Annotated in this window: 16 protein-coding genes, 1 tRNA gene and 1 pseudogene; 13 read left to right on the top strand and 5 right to left on the bottom strand. The window is 64.6% G+C overall.

Features of this window, described 5'->3' with window-relative positions; all coding sequences use genetic code 11:
• Positions 1–16 precede the first annotated feature (16 nt).
• The 3 genes from RCF34_RS04875 (at position 17) to RCF34_RS04865 (ending at position 3,607) form a co-directional block, all read left to right on the top strand.
• Positions 17–1,510 carry a CoA-acylating methylmalonate-semialdehyde dehydrogenase gene (locus RCF34_RS04875; protein ID WP_308707137.1) on the top strand — a complete coding sequence of 498 codons (1,494 nt, stop codon included), beginning with the start codon at positions 17–19 and terminating at the stop codon, positions 1,508–1,510.
• 240 nt (positions 1,511–1,750) lie between these two features.
• A complete protein-coding gene (locus RCF34_RS04870) occupies positions 1,751–2,485 on the top strand; it encodes a hypothetical protein (RefSeq protein ID WP_308707136.1) in 735 nt (244 codons plus the stop codon).
• A gap of 63 nt (positions 2,486–2,548) precedes the next feature.
• Positions 2,549–3,607: a Gfo/Idh/MocA family oxidoreductase gene (locus RCF34_RS04865; RefSeq protein WP_308707135.1), complete on the top strand. Its 1,059-nt coding sequence runs from the start codon at positions 2,549–2,551 to the stop codon at positions 3,605–3,607.
• A gap of 5 nt (positions 3,608–3,612) precedes the next feature.
• Here RCF34_RS04865 and RCF34_RS04860 read toward each other — a convergent pair whose 3' ends face one another.
• From RCF34_RS04860 to RCF34_RS04850, 3 genes are all read right to left on the bottom strand, one after another.
• Positions 3,613–4,155, bottom strand: coding sequence for an invasion associated locus B family protein (locus tag RCF34_RS04860; RefSeq protein WP_308707134.1), 543 nt, complete (start codon positions 4,153–4,155; stop codon positions 3,613–3,615).
• A 75-nt stretch (positions 4,156–4,230) separates the two neighbouring features.
• Positions 4,231–4,569, bottom strand: coding sequence for a zinc ribbon domain-containing protein YjdM (locus RCF34_RS04855; RefSeq protein ID WP_308707133.1), 339 nt, complete (start codon positions 4,567–4,569; stop codon positions 4,231–4,233).
• 70 nt (positions 4,570–4,639) lie between these two features.
• A complete protein-coding gene (locus tag RCF34_RS04850) occupies positions 4,640–5,653 on the bottom strand; it encodes a histidine kinase dimerization/phosphoacceptor domain -containing protein (protein ID WP_308707132.1) in 1,014 nt (337 codons plus the stop codon).
• Positions 5,654–5,915: 262 nt separating this feature from the next.
• Between RCF34_RS04850 and RCF34_RS04845 the strand changes: the two genes are divergently transcribed.
• Entirely contained in the window at positions 5,916–6,290 is a 375-nt protein-coding gene (locus RCF34_RS04845) for a response regulator (protein ID WP_308707131.1), read from the top strand.
• 186 nt (positions 6,291–6,476) lie between these two features.
• Here RCF34_RS04845 and RCF34_RS04840 read toward each other — a convergent pair.
• A tRNA-Asn gene (locus tag RCF34_RS04840) sits at positions 6,477–6,552 on the bottom strand.
• Positions 6,553–6,634: 82 nt separating this feature from the next.
• Complete coding sequence (locus RCF34_RS04835) at positions 6,635–7,837, bottom strand: amino acid aminotransferase (RefSeq protein WP_308707130.1); 1,203 nt, start codon at positions 7,835–7,837, stop codon at positions 6,635–6,637.
• A 247-nt stretch (positions 7,838–8,084) separates the two neighbouring features.
• On the opposite strand from RCF34_RS04835, the gene uvrB reads away from it, so the two are divergent.
• The 9 genes and pseudogenes from uvrB to RCF34_RS04790 all read left to right on the top strand — a co-directional run bounded on the left by uvrB (position 8,085) and on the right by RCF34_RS04790 (position 17,937).
• Entirely contained in the window at positions 8,085–10,094 is a 2,010-nt protein-coding gene (uvrB, locus tag RCF34_RS04830; RefSeq protein WP_308707129.1) for an excinuclease ABC subunit UvrB, read from the top strand.
• Between the two features lie 78 nt (positions 10,095–10,172).
• On the top strand, positions 10,173–11,654 hold the full coding sequence (gene gltX / locus RCF34_RS04825; protein ID WP_308707128.1) for a glutamate--tRNA ligase: 1,482 nt from the start codon (positions 10,173–10,175) through the stop codon (positions 11,652–11,654).
• Between the two features lie 59 nt (positions 11,655–11,713).
• Positions 11,714–12,325 (top strand): YitT family protein, encoded by a 612-nt coding sequence (locus RCF34_RS04820; protein ID WP_308707127.1) that lies wholly within the window; start codon positions 11,714–11,716, stop codon positions 12,323–12,325.
• 113 nt (positions 12,326–12,438) lie between these two features.
• On the top strand, positions 12,439–13,551 hold the full coding sequence (gene hisC / locus RCF34_RS04815; protein WP_308707126.1) for a histidinol-phosphate transaminase: 1,113 nt from the start codon (positions 12,439–12,441) through the stop codon (positions 13,549–13,551).
• A 13-nt stretch (positions 13,552–13,564) separates the two neighbouring features.
• A pseudogene (locus RCF34_RS04810) lies at positions 13,565–14,449 on the top strand (prephenate dehydrogenase/arogenate dehydrogenase family protein); the annotation flags it as partial.
• Between the two features lie 38 nt (positions 14,450–14,487).
• Complete coding sequence (gene cmk / locus RCF34_RS04805) at positions 14,488–15,174, top strand: (d)CMP kinase (RefSeq protein WP_007160398.1); 687 nt, start codon at positions 14,488–14,490, stop codon at positions 15,172–15,174.
• Between the two features lie 140 nt (positions 15,175–15,314).
• Positions 15,315–16,994: a 30S ribosomal protein S1 gene (gene rpsA / locus RCF34_RS04800; RefSeq protein ID WP_007160397.1), complete on the top strand. Its 1,680-nt coding sequence runs from the start codon at positions 15,315–15,317 to the stop codon at positions 16,992–16,994.
• 188 nt (positions 16,995–17,182) lie between these two features.
• Entirely contained in the window at positions 17,183–17,470 is a 288-nt protein-coding gene (gene ihfB, locus RCF34_RS04795) for an integration host factor subunit beta (protein WP_007160396.1), read from the top strand.
• A gap of 245 nt (positions 17,471–17,715) precedes the next feature.
• A complete protein-coding gene (locus RCF34_RS04790) occupies positions 17,716–17,937 on the top strand; it encodes a hypothetical protein (RefSeq protein WP_308707125.1) in 222 nt (73 codons plus the stop codon).
• Positions 17,938–18,020 lie beyond the last annotated feature (83 nt).

Below are 18,020 nucleotides of genomic sequence, written 5' to 3'. Positions count from 1 at the left end.
TACAAGGAGTCCTTTCATGAGCCTCAAGCATCTCATCGGCGGCCAGCTGGTCGACGGTGGCAGCCGTCGCGCACCGGTCTACAACCCCTCCACGGGTGCGGTCATCCGCGAAGTGCCCCTGGCCGATGCGGCCACCCTGCAGCAGGCCATCGATGCCGCCCAGGGCGCCTTTCCGGCCTGGCGCAACACCCCGCCGGCCAAGCGCGCCCAGGTGCTGTTCCGCTTCAAGCAGCTGCTGGAGAGCAACGAAGAGCGCCTGGTGCAGCTGATCAGCGAAGAGCACGGCAAGACCCTGGAAGACGCCGCCGGCGAGCTGCGCCGTGGCATCGAGAACGTCGAATACGCCACCGCCGCGCCCGAGTTGCTCAAGGGCGAATATAACCGCAACGCCGGTCCGAGCATCGACACCTGGTCCGACTTCCAGCCCCTGGGCGTGGTGGCCGGCATCACTCCGTTCAACTTCCCGGCCATGGTGCCGCTGTGGATGTATCCGCTGGCCATCGCCTGCGGCAACACCTTCATCCTCAAGCCCAGCGAACGCGACCCCAGTTCCACCCTGGCCATCGCCCAGCTGTTCGAAGAAGCCGGCCTGCCCAAGGGCGTGTTGAACGTGGTGCATGGCGACAAGGAAGCCGTGGACGGCCTGATCGATGCGCCCGAGGTCAAGGCGCTGAGCTTCGTCGGCTCCACCCCCATCGCCGAATACATCTATGCCCGCGGCACCGCCAAGGGCAAGCGCGTCCAGGCCCTGGGCGGCGCCAAGAACCACGCGGTGGTCATGCCCGATGCCGACCTGGGCAACACCGTCAATGCCCTGATGGGCGCCGCCTACGGCTCCTGCGGCGAGCGCTGCATGGCCATCTCGGTGGCGGTCTGCGTCGGTGACCAGGTCGCCGATGCGCTGATCGCCCGGCTGGTGCCGGAGATCGAAAAACTGAAGGTCGGCCCGGGCACCCAGTGCGGCCTGGACATGGGCCCGCTGGTCACCGGCGCGCACCTGGACAAGGTCACCGGCTATGTCGTCGATGGCGTGGCGGCGGGCGCCAAGCTGGTGGTGGACGGCCGCAGTCTCAAGGTCGCCGACCATGAAGAGGGCTTCTTCCTCGGTGGCTGCCTGTTCGATCAGGTCACCCCGGAGATGCGCATCTACAAGGAAGAGATCTTCGGTCCGGTGCTCTGCGTGGTGCGGGTCAAGAGCCTGGAAGAAGGGATCGCCCTGATCAACGCCCACGAATACGGTAACGGCACCTGCATCTTCACCCGCGACGGCGAAGCGGCGCGGCTGTTCGCCGACCAGATCGAGGTGGGCATGGTCGGCATCAACGTGCCCCTGCCGGTGCCGGTGGCCTACCACAGCTTCGGCGGCTGGAAGAGGTCGCTGTTCGGCGACCTCCATGCCTACGGCCCCGACGGCGTGCGCTTCTACACCCGCCGTAAGACCATCACCCAGCGCTGGCCGCAGCGCGAGGCCCGGGAGGCTTCGCAGTTCGCCTTTCCCAGCAATGGCTGAGCCTGTTTAAAGGTCGCTGCGCGTCGGCCAAACGGCGTTGAAAATGGCCTGGGTCGCCAACCCGGTCGGAATGCTCGTTTACTGTTTTTGAACTGCGTTCCCTCAGCCATTTTCGCCTTGTTTGTCTCTAGCTCGCGAGCCTTTAAATCGGCTCGGATACGCCCATTCCTTGGCCTGCCGCACAGCAGGCCAGCCAGGGAAGGCTTTACCCTTCGGCTGCCCTCAGCCGCCGAAGTCCCCATGCCTGCCTCCACCTTCACAGCCATCGCCCGTCTCGGGTGTGTGATTGGCCTCCTCGCGAGCCTGGCCGGCTGCACCAGCCAGTCCGCCCAGGACATCGCCCGGCAATTCGGCAAGACCCGCCCCAGCGAATTCCTGCAGACCAGCTCCGACCGCCTGGCCACCCTCGCCATGCAGGCCAATCTGCAGAGTCTCTATCGGCTGATGAACAAGCTCTATCTGCGCAATCCGGCCGAATGGAAGAAGACCGGCCTGCCCGATGCCGCCAGCGCCGAGCGCGAAATCCGCATGGCCATCGAGCAGCGACGCAGCCTGCCCGCACTGGGCGGACGCAAGGACGTGGCGGCCCTGAGCTATGTGCTCGGCGACGACTACCACGGCGACCGGGTCGGCGCCTTCATCTATGCCATCGGTAGCATGATCATCGCCGCCCACGGCAATCGCACCGAGTTCTACATCACCGATGTGGTGAATGCGCGCTTCGTCAACAACGCGGCCCGCAACATCGAGAAGGCCACCTGGCTGCTCGGCCAGCGCAAGAATGCCGAGGGCGAACCGCTGCTGTTCGCCAACGAGATCTCGGAGGAGGGCAGCAACCTCAGTTTCGCCACCGAGTTCGGCAAGATCGTCGCCCGACTCGACCTGCTCGCCCAGTTGCTCGACGAGCGCTACCGGCGCATCGGCGTCAACTACGCCCAGAGCCTGCTGTTCATCAATTTCCTGCCGGTGCAGTAGCGCCTTCGACAGGGCGTCCCTTAGAGTCGAGGGACCTCGATAACCACAACAAGGGGTTCCTTCATGGTCGCTGCCTTGCGCATCGCCCTCATCGGCGCCGGCAACATGGGTCGCCAGCATCTGCATCATCTCCAGTTCGTCCCAAGTGCCCGGCTATGCGCCCTGGCCGATCCCGATCCGGCGGCGAGCGAACTGGCCGCGCAGTGGGCAGTGCCGCACTTCAGCGATCATCGCCAGCTGCTCGAGACCGTGCGCCCGGACGCGGTGGTCGTCGCCAATCCCAATGCCCTGCATGTCGCCACCGCCCTGGATTGCCTGGCACTGGGCATTCCGGTGTTGTTGGAGAAACCCGTCGGCACCTCGCCTGAAGAGGTAGCGCGACTGCTGGCGGCGCAAGGTGCCAGCCAGGTGCCGCTGCTGGTGGGTCACCACCGCCGCCACAATCCGCTCATCGCCAGGGCCCACGAGTTGCTGCGGGAGGGCGTCCTGGGCCGGCTGGTCACCGTCACCGCCCTCTGGCAACTGCAGAAGCCTGCCAGCTACTTCGACAGCGCCTGGCGTCGCGAAGCGGGTGCCGGCATGCTGCTCACCAACCTGATCCACGACCTGGATCTACTGCGCCATCTGTGCGGCGAGGTGCGCCAGGTCCAGGCTTTCGCCGACAACGCCCTGCGCGGCTACGCCAATGCCGACAGCGCCGCGATCAGCCTGCAATTCGAGAGCGGCGCCCTGGGCAGTCTCACCGCCAGTGACGGCGCCGTCGCGCCCTGGAGTTGGGAGCTCACCAGTGGCGAGAATCCGGTCTATCCCCACCAGCCGGACCAGTCCTGCTATCTCTTCGCCGGCATCGAAGGTGCCCTGAGCGTGCCGCAGCTGCGCCTCTGGCGCTATGCCGAGCCGGGCGCCGGCTGGCACCAGCCGCTTGCAACTGAGGTGCGGGCCGTGGCCCCGGACGAGGCCTTGCGGCTGCAGCTGGAGCACTTCGTGCGGGTCGCGCGGGGAGCGGAGGCACCCCTGGTCAGCGCCGAGGATGCCGCCCGTACCCTGGCGCTGGTGGCCGCCGTGGAGCGCGCCGCCGCCAGCGGCACGGCGCAGCACCCGGCAGCGCCCTTGTTAGACTAGCGGTCCTACAGCGGCTTGGTCAGTTCCTTGGCGCGGTCGTAGGCCTTGGAGAAGCCCTTGAGCGACAGGCTTTCGCTGGCGGTCTCGCCGTTGGCGACCGGCGTGGTCACGGTCAGGCGACCGCCGCGCTGCAGTTGCTTGAAGACGTCACCGACGAATTCCACCGGCACCACGCAGCCCTGGGGGATGCAGGTGTGGAAGGGCCGATTCTCCAGGCTGCGCTTGTCGATCTGCAGCGAGATCGGCTTGGTCACCGCCACGCCAAAGGGCAGCACCAGGATGCCGTCCACGCCTTCACGATTGGGGCGCAGTTCGGTGACCAGCATGCGTTGGCCCTTGGCGCTGTCCTTCTGCTGGGTGATGGCGCACAGCTGCACGGAACGGTCCGCGTTGCGGGCGATGCGGCAGATCACCTGCCAGTCGCCATACTTCTCCGTGACCGACGGCTGGGGTTCCTGGGCGTTGGCAGGCGCCGACTGGGCGAAGGCCTGGCCGGCGAGCAGCAGGGGCGCGAGGAACAGGGCCGAACGGAGGAAGCGACGAGACATGGAGAGTCCTTGGCAGGAGGAAAAGAGCCTCAAGGGTAGGGCATCGCTCCGCCAGGGAACACCCCGGCACGACGATCAGACCTTTTTGACGAACTCGGATTTGAGCTTCATCGCACCTATGCCCTCGATCTTGCAGTCGATGTCGTGATCGCCGTCGACCAGGCGGATGTTCTTGACCTTGGTGCCGACCTTGACCACCAGGGACGAGCCCTTGACCTTGAGGTCCTTGATCACGCTGACGGTATCGCCGTCCTGCAGGGTATTGCCCACCGCATCCCGGATCACCTTGGCTTCGGCCGCGGTACCGGCGTCCCCGGGCGTCCATTCATGGGCGCACTCCGGGCAGATCAACTGGTCGCCCTCGGCGTAGGTGTATTCGGAAGCGCAGAGGGGGCAGGGCGGCAAAGCGGTCATGGCGGGGCACCTGGCTGGAAAAGCCGCGCATTGTATAGGGTTTTAGCCCGGTCCGGGTCGAAGCCATGCCCTAGGCTGCCAGTTGCACCTCGACCACGGTGCCATTGTCGTTGCGGTAGTGCGCCTCGCCGCCGAGCTGTTCGGCCAGGCTGTTGATGATCTTGAAGCCCAAGCGCTGGCTGGTGCGCGGATTGAATTGCCGCGGCATGCCCCGACCGTTGTCGGCGATACGCAACAGCAGTCGCTGATCGGCGCCGCGCTGCAGGCTGATGCTGATCAGGCCGCGCTGGCTGGCGTCGAAGGCGTGCTTGAGGGAGTTGGTCACCACCTCGGCCACCAGCATCGACAGGGTGGTCAGGCGGGGGAGGTCGAAATTGAGCGGTTCGGCGGTGATGGCGCAGGAGACATTGGCCTGTCCCGCGGCGGCCAGCAGGTCACTGGTCAGCAACTGCAGGTGGTGGGCCACCGGCTGATCGGCATCGGCGGGGTCGTGCAGGCGCCGGTGGATGCGCGAAATGCTCTCCAGTCGCGAGCGGGCTTCCTCCAGGGCCTGGGACGCCTGGCTGTCGCCGGGCAACTTGAGTTGCTGCAGCATGAGCAGCGAGGCGATGAACTGGATGTTGTTGGCGACCCGGTGCTGCAACTCCAGGAACATCGTCGTCTGGACGTTGTACAGGTCGTGGATCACCTGCTGTTCGGCACGCAGCCGGGCGCTCGCCGTGTGCATGTAGTGGATCAGCACGATGTCGACGCTGACGATGACCACATAGAAGGCCAGTGCCAGGGCACCCTGGGGGCCGACGTTGAAGGTCCAGCCCGGCGGAATGAAGAAGTACCAGGCGGCCAGTCCGGACAGCACGGCGCACAGGGTACCGGCGCGGCTGCCGCAGAAGAAGGCGGTCAAGATGACGGCGGGAAAGAAGGTCAGGTAGGGAAAGCCCTGCAACAGGACGTCCACCAGGGCGAAGCGTGCCGCCAGGGCCACGCCGAACGCCATTAACGCAAGGCTGTAGGCCAGTGTCGGACGAGCGCGTATCCTGCTGCTGAGATCGCTGATCCAGTGACGGCGAGACGACGGATCCAAGGCTCTGACCTGCGGGGTAGACGGCGGCGGCGCAAGCTTAACGCAAAGCCGTCTCGCTTAGGGGGATGGGCGCACCAAAGGTGACTTTGCCAGGTCCGACGGCGGCACCCTGTACAAGACTTGCACCGCTTCAGCCGTTTATTCGGCTCTCGCACCGGCCCGGTCTGTTTCCTGTACAACGACACCCTTGGTCGTACAGCTCAGGACGCTAGCGAGTTGCTATGGTCAAACGATTGCAATCTTCCAATTACAGGATCCGCTCATGAATCGCCAGCGTGTGCTAGTCGCCGAGGATGAGCCTGTTCTGCGGGAGCTTCTCCAGGAGCTTTTCGAGGGCTGGGGTTATCAGGTGCATGCCTTTGGCAGTGCGGACGCGGCCTGTGCTTTCCTGCAGAAGGAGCAGCCGCAATTGGATCTGCTCTTTACTGACGTTCGGATGCCGGGCGTCCTGAGTGGGGTCGATCTGGCAGTCCAGGCACGTGGCCGTCAGGCAAGCCTGCCCATTGTCATCACCTCCGGCTATTGCGACGAAAATCCCGCCTCCGCCGCCCATGCCACCTTTCTGCCCAAGCCCTGGGATCTGGAGACGCTACATCGCAGTTGCCCCCAACCCGGTACGCCGCAGCCCGCTGTCTGAGCGACGGCCATCGCGTCGCTCCTGGACGCTGCGCTCGAGTCCGAAAGAGCATCGACTAGCTTCGCGAAAGAGCAAGCCGGAGGCGCGGATCGCTGCCAGCTGCCGACGCTGGCATGCCCTCTAGACGAAAATCGCACCCAAACAAAAAGCCCGTAGCGGTCACCCACTACGGGCTTTTTCAGATCTTGGCTCCGCGACCTGGACTCGAACCAGGGACCCAATGATTAACAGTCATTTGCTCTACCGACTGAGCTATCGCGGAACAACGGAGCGTATCTTACTGATAGATAACGGGAAGTCAAGCCTCAGCAGCACCCTGAAAAGGCGCTGCCGGAAGCGCCGTCTTAGCCCTTCAGGACGGCAGCGATGGCCTGGACGGTCGGTGGCAGATTGCGCTCGTTCAGCGCCGCCACACAGATACGTCCGGTGCTGACCGCATAGATGCCGAATTCGCTTTTCAGCCGCTCGACCTGCTCGGCGGTGAGGCCGGAGTAGGAGAACATACCGCGCTGGGCGTTGACGAAGGCGAAGTCGCGAGGGGCGCCAGCCGCGGCCAGGCCTTCCACCAGGGCGTTGCGCATGGCGCGGATGCGCTGGCGCATCTCGCCCAGTTCGGCTTCCCAGAGCACGCGCAGCTCGGGACTGCTCAGCACGCTGGCGACGATGGTGGCGCCATGGGTCGGCGGGTTCGAATAGTTGGTGCGGATCACGCGCTTGACCTGGGACAGCACCCGGGCGCTTTCCTCGCGGCTCTCGCTGACCAGGGTCAGGGCGCCGACTCGCTCGCCGTACAGCGAGAAGGACTTGGAGAAGGAGCTGGAGACCAGGAAGGTCAGGCCGGAATCGGTGAACAGGCGTACCGCCTGGGCGTCTTCCTCGATGCCGTCGCCAAAGCCCTGGTAGGCGATGTCGAGGAAGGGCACCAGGTTGCGCGCCTTGACCACGTCCAGTACCGCCTGCCAGTCGGCCGGCTGCAGGTCGACGCCGGTAGGGTTGTGGCAGCAGGCATGCAGCACCACCACCGAGCGCTCCGGCAAGGCGTGGAGATCGGCCAGGAAGCCTTCGCGATTGAGGCCGTTGCTGGCGGCGTCGTAATAGCGATAGTTCTGCACGGGGAAGCCGGCGCTTTCGAACAGCGCACGGTGGTTTTCCCAGCTCGGGTCGCTGATGGCGACCACGGCGTCCGGCAGCAGCCGCTTGAGGAAGTCGGCGCCGATCTTCAGCGCACCGGTGCCGCCAACGGCCTGCACGGTGATGGCGCGGCCATCGCGCACCAGGCTCGACTCGGCGCCGAACAGGAGGTGTTGCACGGCCTGGTCGTAGGCGGCGATGCCCTCGATGGGCAGGTAGCCGCGCGGCGCCTGGGCGGCCACGCGCTGCTTCTCGGCCTCGGCCACGGCGCGCAACAGCGGAATGCGGCCCTGCTCGTCGTAGTAGACCCCCACGCCCAGATTGACCTTGTGGGGACGGGCATCGGCGTTGTAGGCCTCGTTCAGGCCAAGGATGGGGTCACGGGGTGCCATTTCGACGGCGGAGAACAAACTCATGGGACAGGGGCTCGAATGAGGGGTGAAGGGAAGGGCGGAACGCTCAGGAAGCGGAAGTATAGCCCCCTGCAGGCGCCATCGCGACCCGACCTCCGTCGGAGTTTTCCTGACGTGCGGCGGCGTAGGCGGATTGCAAAAGGGCGCTTGCGACCTCATCTGGGTGGTTCCAGTTTTTTCCTCGTCCGCATCGCTCCGACCTCCGGCCGGCGCGGTGTCGTCCGTGCATTTCCGCGCTATTGAGGCAGCCATGTCCGCATTCCAGCTTTCCACCCGCTACACCCCGGCCGGCGACCAGCCCGAAGCCATTCGCCAGATGGTGGAAGGCCTGGAAGCAGGGCTGTCGCACCAGACCCTGCTCGGCGTGACCGGCTCGGGCAAGACCTTCAGCATCGCCAACGTCATCGCCCAGGTGCAGCGCCCGACCATGGTGCTGGCGCCGAACAAGACCCTGGCCGCCCAGCTCTATGGCGAATTCAAGGCCTTCTTCCCGAACAACTCGGTGGAGTACTTCGTCTCCTACTACGACTACTACCAGCCGGAAGCCTATGTGCCCTCGTCGGACACCTTCATCGAGAAGGACTCGTCCATCAACGACCATATCGAGCAGATGCGCCTGTCCGCCACCAAGGCGCTGCTGGAGCGCAAGGACGCCATCATCGTCGCCTCGGTGTCCTCCATCTACGGCCTGGGCAGTCCCGAGGCCTACCTGAAGATGGTCCTGCACCTGGATCGCGGCGACCGCATCGACCAGCGCACCATCCTGCGTCGCCTGGCCGAGCTGCAGTACAGCCGCAACGACATGGAGTTCGCCCGCGCCACCTTCCGGGTACGCGGCGACGTCATCGACATCTTTCCCGCGGAATCCGATCTCGAGGCGGTACGCATCGAGCTCTTCGACGACGAGGTGGAGAGCCTGTCGGCCTTCGATCCCCTCACCGGCGAGGTGATCCGCAAGCTGCCGCGCTTCACCTTCTATCCCAAGACCCACTACGCCACGCCGCGCGAGACCCTGCTGGGCGCCATCGAGAACATCAAGCTGGAGCTCGCCGATCGCCTGGAATGGCTGCGCAGCCAGAATCGCTTGCTCGAGGCCCAACGCTTGGAGCAGCGCACCCGCTTCGACCTGGAGATGATCCTCGAGCTGGGCTATTGCAACGGCATCGAGAACTACAGCCGCTACCTGTCCGGGCGTGGCCCGGGCGAGCCGCCACCCACCCTCTACGACTATCTGCCGAGCAACGCCCTGCTGGTGATCGACGAATCCCACGTCACCGTTCCGCAGATTGGCGCCATGTTCAAGGGCGACCGCTCGCGCAAGGAAACCCTGGTCGAATATGGCTTCCGCCTGCCCTCGGCGCTGGACAACCGGCCATTGAAGTTCGAGGAGTGGGAAGCCGGTGCGCCCCAGACCATCTTCGTCTCGGCCACCCCCGGTCCTTACGAGGAAGAACACGCCGGCCGCGTGGTCGAGCAGGTGGTACGACCCACCGGCCTGGTCGATCCGATCATCGAGATCCGTCCGGCCACCACCCAGGTGGACGACCTGCTCTCCGAGATCCGCCTGCGGGTGGCCCAGGAGGAGCGGGTGCTCTGTACCACCCTGACCAAGCGCATGGCCGAGGACCTGACGGACTACCTGGCCGATCACGACGTGCGGGTGCGCTATCTGCACTCCGACATCGACACCGTGGAGCGGGTGGAGATCATCCGCGACCTGCGCCTGGGCACCTTCGACGTCCTGGTGGGCATCAACCTGCTGCGTGAAGGCCTGGACATGCCGGAAGTCTCCCTGGTGGCGGTGCTCGACGCCGACAAGGAAGGCTTCCTGCGTTCCGAGCGCTCGCTGATCCAGACCATCGGCCGGGCGGCGCGCAACCTCAACGGCAAGGCCATCCTCTATGCCGACAACATGACCGGCTCCATGCAGCGCGCCATCGACGAGACCGAACGGCGGCGCAACAAGCAGCTGGCCTTCAACGAAGAACACGGCATCGTGCCCCAGGGTATCAAGAAGGACATCCGCGACATCATGGAAGGGGCCGCGGCGCCGGGTGCCAAGGGCAAGCGCCGCGCGGCCAAGGCCGCCGAGGACCAGGGCGAATACGCCGCCGAGCTGCGCTCGCCTAGCGAGATCGGCAAGCGCATCCGCCAGCTCGAAGAGAAGATGCTGCAACTGGCGCGCGACCTGCAGTTCGAGTCCGCCGCCCAGCTGCGTGACGAGATCCAGGCGCTACGCGAGCGTCTGGTTCAGGTCTAGGCCCGCTCCAACTGGCAGCGCCAGGGCTGGCGCTGCTACCATTCCGCCTTTGTCCCTTCGCGTTTCTCGAGAAAGCCGATGACCACCGTTCGCACGCGCATCGCGCCGTCGCCCACCGGCGACCCGCATGTCGGTACCGCCTATATCGCCCTGTTCAACCTCTGCTTCGCCCGTCAGCACGGTGGCCAGTTCATCCTGCGCATCGAGGATACCGACCAGGTCCGCTCCACCCGCCAATCCGAACAGCAGATCTACGACGCCCTGCGCTGGCTGGGCATCGAATGGGACGAGGGCCCGGACGTCGGTGGCCCCCATGGTCCCTATCGGCAGAGCGAGCGTGGCGAGATCTACTGGAAGTACGCCCGGGAGCTGGTGGAGAAGGGTCATGCCTTCCTCTGCTTCGCCACGCCCGAAGAACTCGACCAGATGCGTGCCGAACAGCAGGCGCGCGGCGAGACGCCGCGCTACGACGGGCGCGGCCTGCGCCTGTCCCAGGAAGAGGTGCAGCAGCGTCTGGACGCCGGCCAGCCCTATGTGATCCGCATGAAGGTGCCGGAGGAGGGTGTCTGCGTCGTCCCCGACCTGCTGCGTGGCGATGTGGAGATCCCCTGGGATCGCATGGACATGCAGGTGCTGATGAAGGCCGACGGCCTACCCACCTACTTCCTCGCCAACGTGGTCGACGACCACCTGATGGGCATCACCCATGTCCTGCGCGGCGAAGAGTGGCTGCCCTCGGCGCCCAAGCTGATCAAGCTCTATGAATACTTCGGCTGGGAGCAGCCGCAGCTCTGCTACATGCCGCTGCTGCGCAACCCCGACAAGAGCAAGCTCTCCAAGCGCAAGAATCCCACCTCGGTAACCTTCTATCAGCGCATGGGCTACCTCCCCGAAGCCATGCTCAACTACCTCGGCCGCATGGGCTGGTCCATGCCCGACGAGCGCGAGAAATTCACCCTGGACGAGATGGTCGAGCATTTCGACCTCCAACGCGTCTCCCTGGGCGGTCCGATCTTCGACGTCGAGAAGCTCTCCTGGCTCAACGGCCAGTGGCTGCGCGAGCTGAGCTCCGAGCGCTTCGCCGCCGAGGTGCAGCAGTGGGCGCTCAATCCCGAGTACCTGCTCAAGATCGCCCCGCTGGTGCAACAGCGGGTCGAGACCTTCAGCCAGATCGCCCCGCTGGCCGGCTTCTTCTTCAGTGGCGCCCTGAATCTGGATCCGGCGCTGTTCCAGCACAAGAAGCTGTCCGCCGACCAGGTCCGCCTGATCATGCAGCTGCTGCTGTGGAAGCTCGAAGCCCTGCGCCAGTGGGACAAGGAGCGCATCACCGCGGTGATCCAGGCGGTCGCCGAGCACCAGCAGCTCAAGCTGCGCGACGTCATGCCGCTGCTGTTCGCCGCCATCACCGGCCAGGCCAGCTCGGTCTCGGTGCTCGACGCCATGGAGATCCTCGGACCGGACCTTACCCGCTTCCGCCTGCGCCAGGCGGTCGAGCTGCTGGGTGCGCCCTCCAAGAAGGAAACCAAGGAGTGGGAGAAGCTGCTGGCCGAACTCGGCTGACAGTCTCCCAGCCGACCCCGTCTTCGGGGTCGGCTTCCCTCTCGCGCCAGGATGGCCCCATGACCTCCGTGACTCCCCAGCGGCACAATCTGCTCGAAGACGTGCTGGCCTTGCTCAGTGCGACCCTGATGATCGCCCTGGCGGTCAATCTCTATCGCCACGCCGGCCTGCTCACCGGCGGTACCGCGGGCCTGGCCTTTCTTGCCCAGTACGGCACGCGACTCTCCTTCGGTCAGGCGTTCTTTCTCATCAACCTGCCGTTCTACTGGCTGGCCGTGCGACGGATGGGCTGGGCCTTTACCTTGCGGACCCTGGCGGCCGTGACCCTGGTGTCGCTGCTTACCGAATTGACCCCGCACTTCATCGCCTTCAGTGCACTGCAATCCCTCTATGCCGCTGTGATTGGCGGCGTGCTGATGGGCGTGGGGTTGCTGATTCTCTTCCGGCACCAGGCCAGCCTCGGCGGCATCAACATCGCCGTGCTCTATCTGCAGCAGCGCTATGGCTGGCGAGCGGGCAAGGTGCAGATGGGCATCGATTGCCTGATCGTCCTGCTGGCGCTGTGGGTCGTCGAGCCCGGCGCCATCCTCGTCTCGATCCTGGGCGCCGTGATCCTCAATCTGACCCTGGCGATCAACCATCGGCCGGGGCGTTACAGCGCCATCAGCTAGGGGCTTTCCGTCGCGCAGGCGCAACTTCGATTGGTCCGCGACCCGCCTTGGCTTTAAGATGGCGCCCATTTTCGGCGGCCCGGCCGTCGTCATCGCAAGTTGAAGAGGTCTCCATGAGCTGCGATTTCCTGGCACAAGCCCTTCCCGGCGTACAGAAACTCTCGCCCTACGTGCCCGGCAAGCCCGTCGATGAACTGGCCCGCGAACTGGGCCTGGCGCCGGCCAGCATCGTCAAGCTCGCCAGCAACGAGAACCCGCTCGGTCCCAGCGCCAAGGCCCTCGAAGCCATTCGCGCCGAGCTGGCCGAGCTGACCCGCTATCCCGATGGCGGCGGCTTCGATCTCAAGCAGGCCCTGAGCGAGCGTTTCGGTGTGGCCGCCCATGGCATCACCCTGGGCAACGGCTCCAACGACATCCTCGAACTGGTCGCCCGGGCCTACCTGGCGCCCGGCTACAACGCCGTGTTCAGCGAGCACGCCTTCGCCGTCTATCCGCTGGTGACCCTGGCCATCGGCGCCGAGGGCCGCAGCGTCCCGGCCAAGGACTACGGTCATGACCTCGACGCCATGCTCGCCGCCATCGATGCCGACACCCGGGTGGTCTTTGTCGCCAACCCCAACAACCCCACGGGCACCTGGTTCGACAGCGAGGCCCTGGCACTCTTTCTCGCTCGCGTACCCGAGCACGTCCTGGTGGTGCTGGACGAGGCCTACATCGAATACGCCGAGGGCGATGAACTGCCGGATGGCCTGGCGTTCCTGGCCCAGTACCCCAACCTGATCGTCTCGCGGACCTTTTCCAAGGCCTATGGCCTGGCCGCCCTGCGCGTCGGCTATGCCTTCTCCTCGCCGATCGTGGCCGACGTCCTCAATCGGGTGCGCCAGCCGTTCAACGTCAACAGCCTGGCCCAGGCCGCGGCCTGTGCGGCCCTGGCCGACAGCGACTACTTGGCCCGCAGCCGGGCCCTCAACGACGCCGGCATGGCCCAGCTGGAAGCCGGTTTCCGCGATCTCGGCCTGGCGTGGATTCCCTCCCGTGGCAATTTCATCGCCGTGGACCTGGGGCGCGACGCCGCGCCGATCAACCAGGGGCTGCTGCAGGAGGGCGTCATCGTCCGGCCCGTCGCCGGCTATGGCATGCCGACCTTCCTGCGCGTCTCCATCGGCACCGAAGCGGAAAATGCCCGATTCCTGGCGGCGCTGAGCAAGGTTCTGGGGCGTGGCTGAAGTGGCCACCCCTCTGATCGAACGTCTCGTCGTGGTCGGCCTGGGCCTGATCGGCGGCTCCTTCGCCAAGGGCGCCCGTGCCAGTGGGCTCTGCCGTGAGGTGGTCGGGGTCGATCGCGATCCCGAGACCCGCCGGCTGGCGGTCGAGCTGGGCGTCGTCGACCGCTGCGTCGCCGACCTCGGCGACGCCTGCCCGGGTGCCGACGTCATCCAGCTCGCCGTGCCCATCCTGGCCATGGAACGGGTACTGGCCGATCTCGCGGCCTTGCCGCTGCAGGGCGCCATCCTCACCGACGTCGGCAGCGCCAAGGGCAACGTGGTGCGCGCCGCTCGCCAGGCCTTCGCTGGCCAGTCGCTGCGCTTCGTGCCGGGTCATCCCATCGCCGGCTCCGAGCGCAGTGGCGTCACCGCAGCCAACGCGGCGCTGTTCAACCGGCACAAGGTCATCCTCACGCCACTGGAAGAGACCCTGCCGGCCGATCTGGACAAGGTCGATCGGCTCTGGCGCGCCATAGGGGCCGATGTCGAGCACATGACCGTCGAGCATCACGACCAAGTCCTCGCCGCCACCAGCCACCTGCCGCACCTGCTGGCCTTCAACCTGGTGGATTCCCTGGCCAAGCGCAGCGAGAACCGCGAGATCTTCCATTACGCTGCCGGCGGTTTCCGCGACTTCACCCGCATCGCCGGCAGCGATCCGACCATGTGGCATGACATCTTCATCGCCAATCGCGAAGCCGTGCTGCAGGCCCTGGACACCTATCGTGCCGATCTCGACGAGCTGCGTGGTGCCATCCAGGCCGGCGATGGTCAGTTCCTCATGGAGGTGCTGACCCATGCGCGCGGCGCGCGCGAATATTTCGGGCGCATCCTCGCCAGTCGTACCCAGGCCGGCGCTCAGGTCGCCGTCCATCAATCTCTTACGGAGGGGCACTCATGAGCAGTACCGCACCCGTCATCACCCTCGATGGCCCCGGCGGTTCGGGGAAGGGCACCCTCGCGGCGCTGGTCGCCCGCCAACTGGGCTGGAATCTGCTGGATTCCGGCGCGCTCTACCGGCTGCTGGCCTTCGCTGCCCGCAACCATGGCGTGGACTACACCAACGAGGAGTCGCTCAAGTTGCTGGCGGCCCATCTGGACGTCCAGTTCCTTGCCGGGCACGAGCACGGCCAGCGCATCATCCTCGAAGGCGAGGACGTCACCGACGTCATCCGTACCGAGGAAGTCGGCGCCGGCGCCTCCCAGGTGGCGACCCTGCCCGCCGTGCGCGATGCCCTGCTGCAGCGCCAGCAGGCGTTCCGCGAGGCGCCCGGTCTGGTCGCCGATGGTCGTGACATGGGCACCGTGGTGTTTCCGGACGCCGAGCTGAAGATCTTTCTGACCGCCGGTGCCGAGGAACGGGCACAGAGGCGTTATCTTCAGTTGAAGCAGAAGGGCGAAAATGTTAGCTTGCCTGCCCTCCTGGAAGAGATCCGTGAGCGGGACGCCCGCGATAGTCAGCGTAGCGTTGCTCCGCTCAAGCCGGCCGACGATGCCGTCGAGCTGGATTCCACGCATCTCTCCATACAACAGGTATTGGAACGCATCCTGACCCTGGCCGCCGAACGCGACCTGGCGGGATGAAGGCCGAGACTCATCCGGGTCGTCGGTGAAAGCTGCCGGGAACCAGTCGCATCCCGGCAGCCGGATGGTAACCACTCACCCCGCATGGGCTGGTCATGCGGTAGCCGGATACATCGGGTATCCATACAACAGGTATGAACATGAGCGAAAGCTTCGCAGAACTCTTTGAAGAAAGTCTGAAATCCCTCGACATGCAGCCGGGCGCCATCATCGTCGGCACCGTGGTGTCGATCGATGGCGACTGGGTTGTGGTCGATACCGGCCTGAAATCCGAAGGCCTGGTTCCGCTCGAGCAGTTCTACAACGAACAAGGCGAGCTGACCATCAACGTGGGTGACGAAGTCCACGTAGCCCTGGATGCCGTCGAAGACGGTTTCGGCGAAACCAAAGTGTCTCGCGAAAAGGCCAAGCGCGCCGAATCCTGGCTGGTCCTGGAAGCCGCGTTCAGCGCCGACGAAGTGGTCAAGGGTGTCATCAACGGCAAGGTCAAGGGCGGTTTCACCGTCGACGTCAGCGGCATCCGCGCGTTCCTGCCGGGCTCCCTGGTCGATGTCCGTCCGGTGCGTGACACCACTCACCTGGAAGGCAAGGAACTCGAGTTCAAGGTCATCAAGCTGGACCAGAAGCGCAACAACGTTGTCGTTTCCCGTCGTAGCGTCCTGGAAGCCGAGAACAGCGCCGAGCGTGAAGCTCTGCTGGAATCCCTGCAGGAAGGCCAGCAAGTCAAGGGTATCGTCAAGAACCTCACCGACTACGGTGCGTTCGTCGACCTGGGCGGCGTAGACGGCCTGCTGCACATCACCGACATGGCCTGGAAGCGCATCAAGCATCCGTCGGAAATCGTCAACGTCGGCGACGAGATCGACGTCAAGGTGCTGAAGTTCGACCGCGAGCGCAACCGCGTCTCCCTGGGTCTGAAGCAGCTGGGCGAAGATCCGTGGGTCGCCATCAAGGCCCGTTACCCGGAAGGCACCCGCGTTCAGGCGCGCGTCACCAACCTCACCGACTACGGCTGCTTCGCCGAGCTGGAAGAGGGCGTGGAAGGCCTGGTGCACGTGTCCGAAATGGATTGGACCAACAAGAACATCCACCCGTCCAAGGTCGTTCAGGTCGGCGACGAAGTGGAAGTCATGGTCCTGGATATCGACGAAGAGCGTCGTCGTATCTCCCTGGGCATCAAGCAGTGCCGCGCCAACCCGTGGGAAGAGTTCTCGGGGCAGTTCAACAAGGGCGACCGCATCTCCGGCACCATCAAGTCGATCACCGATTTCGGTATCTTCATTGGTCTGGAAGGCGGCATCGACGGCCTGGTCCACCTGTCCGACATCTCCTGGAACGAAACCGGCGAAGAAGCCGTGCGTCGCTTCAAGAAGGGTGACGAGCTGGATACCGTGATCCTGTCGGTCGACCCGGAGCGCGAGCGCATCTCCCTGGGCATCAAGCAGCTGGAAGACGATCCGTTCTCCAACTATGCCTCCCTGAACGAGAAGGGCACCATCGTGCGCGGTACCGTCAAGGAAGTCGATGCCAAGGGCGCCGTCATCACCCTGGCCAACGAGATCGAAGGCGTCCTGAAGGCGTCCGAAATCAGCCGTGACCGCGTCGAAGACGCCCGTAACGTGCTGAAGGAAGGCGACGAAGTCGAAGCCAAGATCATCAGCATCGATCGCAAGAGCCGCGTAATCAGCCTCTCCGTCAAGTCCAAGGACGTCGACGATGAGAAGGAAGCCATGAGCTCCCTGCGTAGCAAGCAAGAGCCTGCTGCTGGCCCCACCACCATCGGCGACCTGATCAAGGCGCAGATGGAAAGCCAGAACTAAGTTCGAGCTTGAATGAAAGGCGACCCTCCGGGGTCGCTTTTTTTTGCCTGGCGAAAAGTGGGCAGGGTGGTCATGACCCGTAAAAAGTTGCAGGGACCAAAGCCGTCCGCTTGACTTTTCAAAAATCGGCCGGCGTGCTAAAAGTCCTTGGAGGTGATCTAGCCGCTTGATAACGAAGGAAAAAATCCATGACCAAGTCGGAGTTGATCGAGCGCATCGTTTCCTATCAGGGGCAGTTGTCGTCCAGGGATGTCGAGCTGGCGATCAAGACCATGCTGGAGCAGATGGCCCAGGCACTTTCCACCGGAGACCGTATCGAGATCCGGGGCTTCGGCAGCTTCTCACTGCACTATCGCGCACCCCGTACGGGACGCAATCCCAAGACCGGCGAGTCGGTACTGCTGGACGGCAAGTTCGTTCCGCACTTCAAGCCCGGCAAGGAGCTGCGGGACAGGGTCAACGAGCTGGAGCCATAAAGCCGTCGTCCACTGCCGGTCTTTTCCTTGGCCGTCCAGCAAGAGTTTGATTTTCCTTGTTTTCCTGCCTAGCCCGGAGTCGTCAAAAAAGCGTTATCCATAAGATTTATATCGGTATTTTGACGTTTACAAAAAAAGTCAAGCCGTTTTGATATTTTTGTAGACGGGTTCCGATTTTTGTATGAGACTTCCTTCACATAAGGTCTTGGGTGACCTCGTAGTCCACGCCGAGTGAGGAAGTTGTCATGCGCCACTATCTTTTCATCTGGATCGGTATCGCCGCTTGCTTCACCAGCATGCACCTCGGTCATCCCTTCCTGGCTGTAGCCGCTCTGGCCGGTAGCTGGATGGTTGCCCTGTTCCTGCAGCCCGCTCAGCGCGTCGAGAGCTTCTCGCGCCACTACGTGGCCCAGCCGGTCGCTCGCTTCCAGGCCGTTGAAGTCCGGGCTTCTGCCAAGACCTTCTAAGGTTCTCAAGTTTTTCGGCCCGCCGAGCCCAGGTTCGGCGGGCTTTTTTATGCCTGCGTTTTGCGTGGCTAGGCCCTCGCGGG

The organism is Pseudomonas sp. 102515 (assembly GCF_031085165.1).
Lineage (GTDB): Bacteria > Pseudomonadota > Gammaproteobacteria > Pseudomonadales > Pseudomonadaceae > Chryseomonas.
Note: the sequence above shows the minus strand (reverse complement) of the source record. Positions and strands in the feature narration are given on the sequence as shown.

Coding starts and splice junctions, on each gene's coding strand:
- RCF34_RS04860 (WP_308707134.1), bottom strand. CDS start 4,155: ATGTCTCGTCGCTTCCTCCGTTCGGCCCTGTTCCTCGCGCCCCTGCTG.
- RCF34_RS04870 (WP_308707136.1), top strand. CDS start 1,751: ATGCCTGCCTCCACCTTCACAGCCATCGCCCGTCTCGGGTGTGTGATT.
- ihfB (WP_007160396.1), top strand. CDS start 17,183: ATGACCAAGTCGGAGTTGATCGAGCGCATCGTTTCCTATCAGGGGCAG.
- RCF34_RS04790 (WP_308707125.1), top strand. CDS start 17,716: ATGCGCCACTATCTTTTCATCTGGATCGGTATCGCCGCTTGCTTCACC.
- RCF34_RS04865 (WP_308707135.1), top strand. CDS start 2,549: ATGGTCGCTGCCTTGCGCATCGCCCTCATCGGCGCCGGCAACATGGGT.
- cmk (WP_007160398.1), top strand. CDS start 14,488: ATGAGCAGTACCGCACCCGTCATCACCCTCGATGGCCCCGGCGGTTCG.
- gltX (WP_308707128.1), top strand. CDS start 10,173: ATGACCACCGTTCGCACGCGCATCGCGCCGTCGCCCACCGGCGACCCG.
- RCF34_RS04835 (WP_308707130.1), bottom strand. CDS start 7,837: ATGAGTTTGTTCTCCGCCGTCGAAATGGCACCCCGTGACCCCATCCTT.
- uvrB (WP_308707129.1), top strand. CDS start 8,085: ATGTCCGCATTCCAGCTTTCCACCCGCTACACCCCGGCCGGCGACCAG.
- RCF34_RS04820 (WP_308707127.1), top strand. CDS start 11,714: ATGACCTCCGTGACTCCCCAGCGGCACAATCTGCTCGAAGACGTGCTG.
- rpsA (WP_007160397.1), top strand. CDS start 15,315: ATGAGCGAAAGCTTCGCAGAACTCTTTGAAGAAAGTCTGAAATCCCTC.
- RCF34_RS04855 (WP_308707133.1), bottom strand. CDS start 4,569: ATGACCGCTTTGCCGCCCTGCCCCCTCTGCGCTTCCGAATACACCTAC.
- RCF34_RS04845 (WP_308707131.1), top strand. CDS start 5,916: ATGAATCGCCAGCGTGTGCTAGTCGCCGAGGATGAGCCTGTTCTGCGG.
- RCF34_RS04875 (WP_308707137.1), top strand. CDS start 17: ATGAGCCTCAAGCATCTCATCGGCGGCCAGCTGGTCGACGGTGGCAGC.
- hisC (WP_308707126.1), top strand. CDS start 12,439: ATGAGCTGCGATTTCCTGGCACAAGCCCTTCCCGGCGTACAGAAACTC.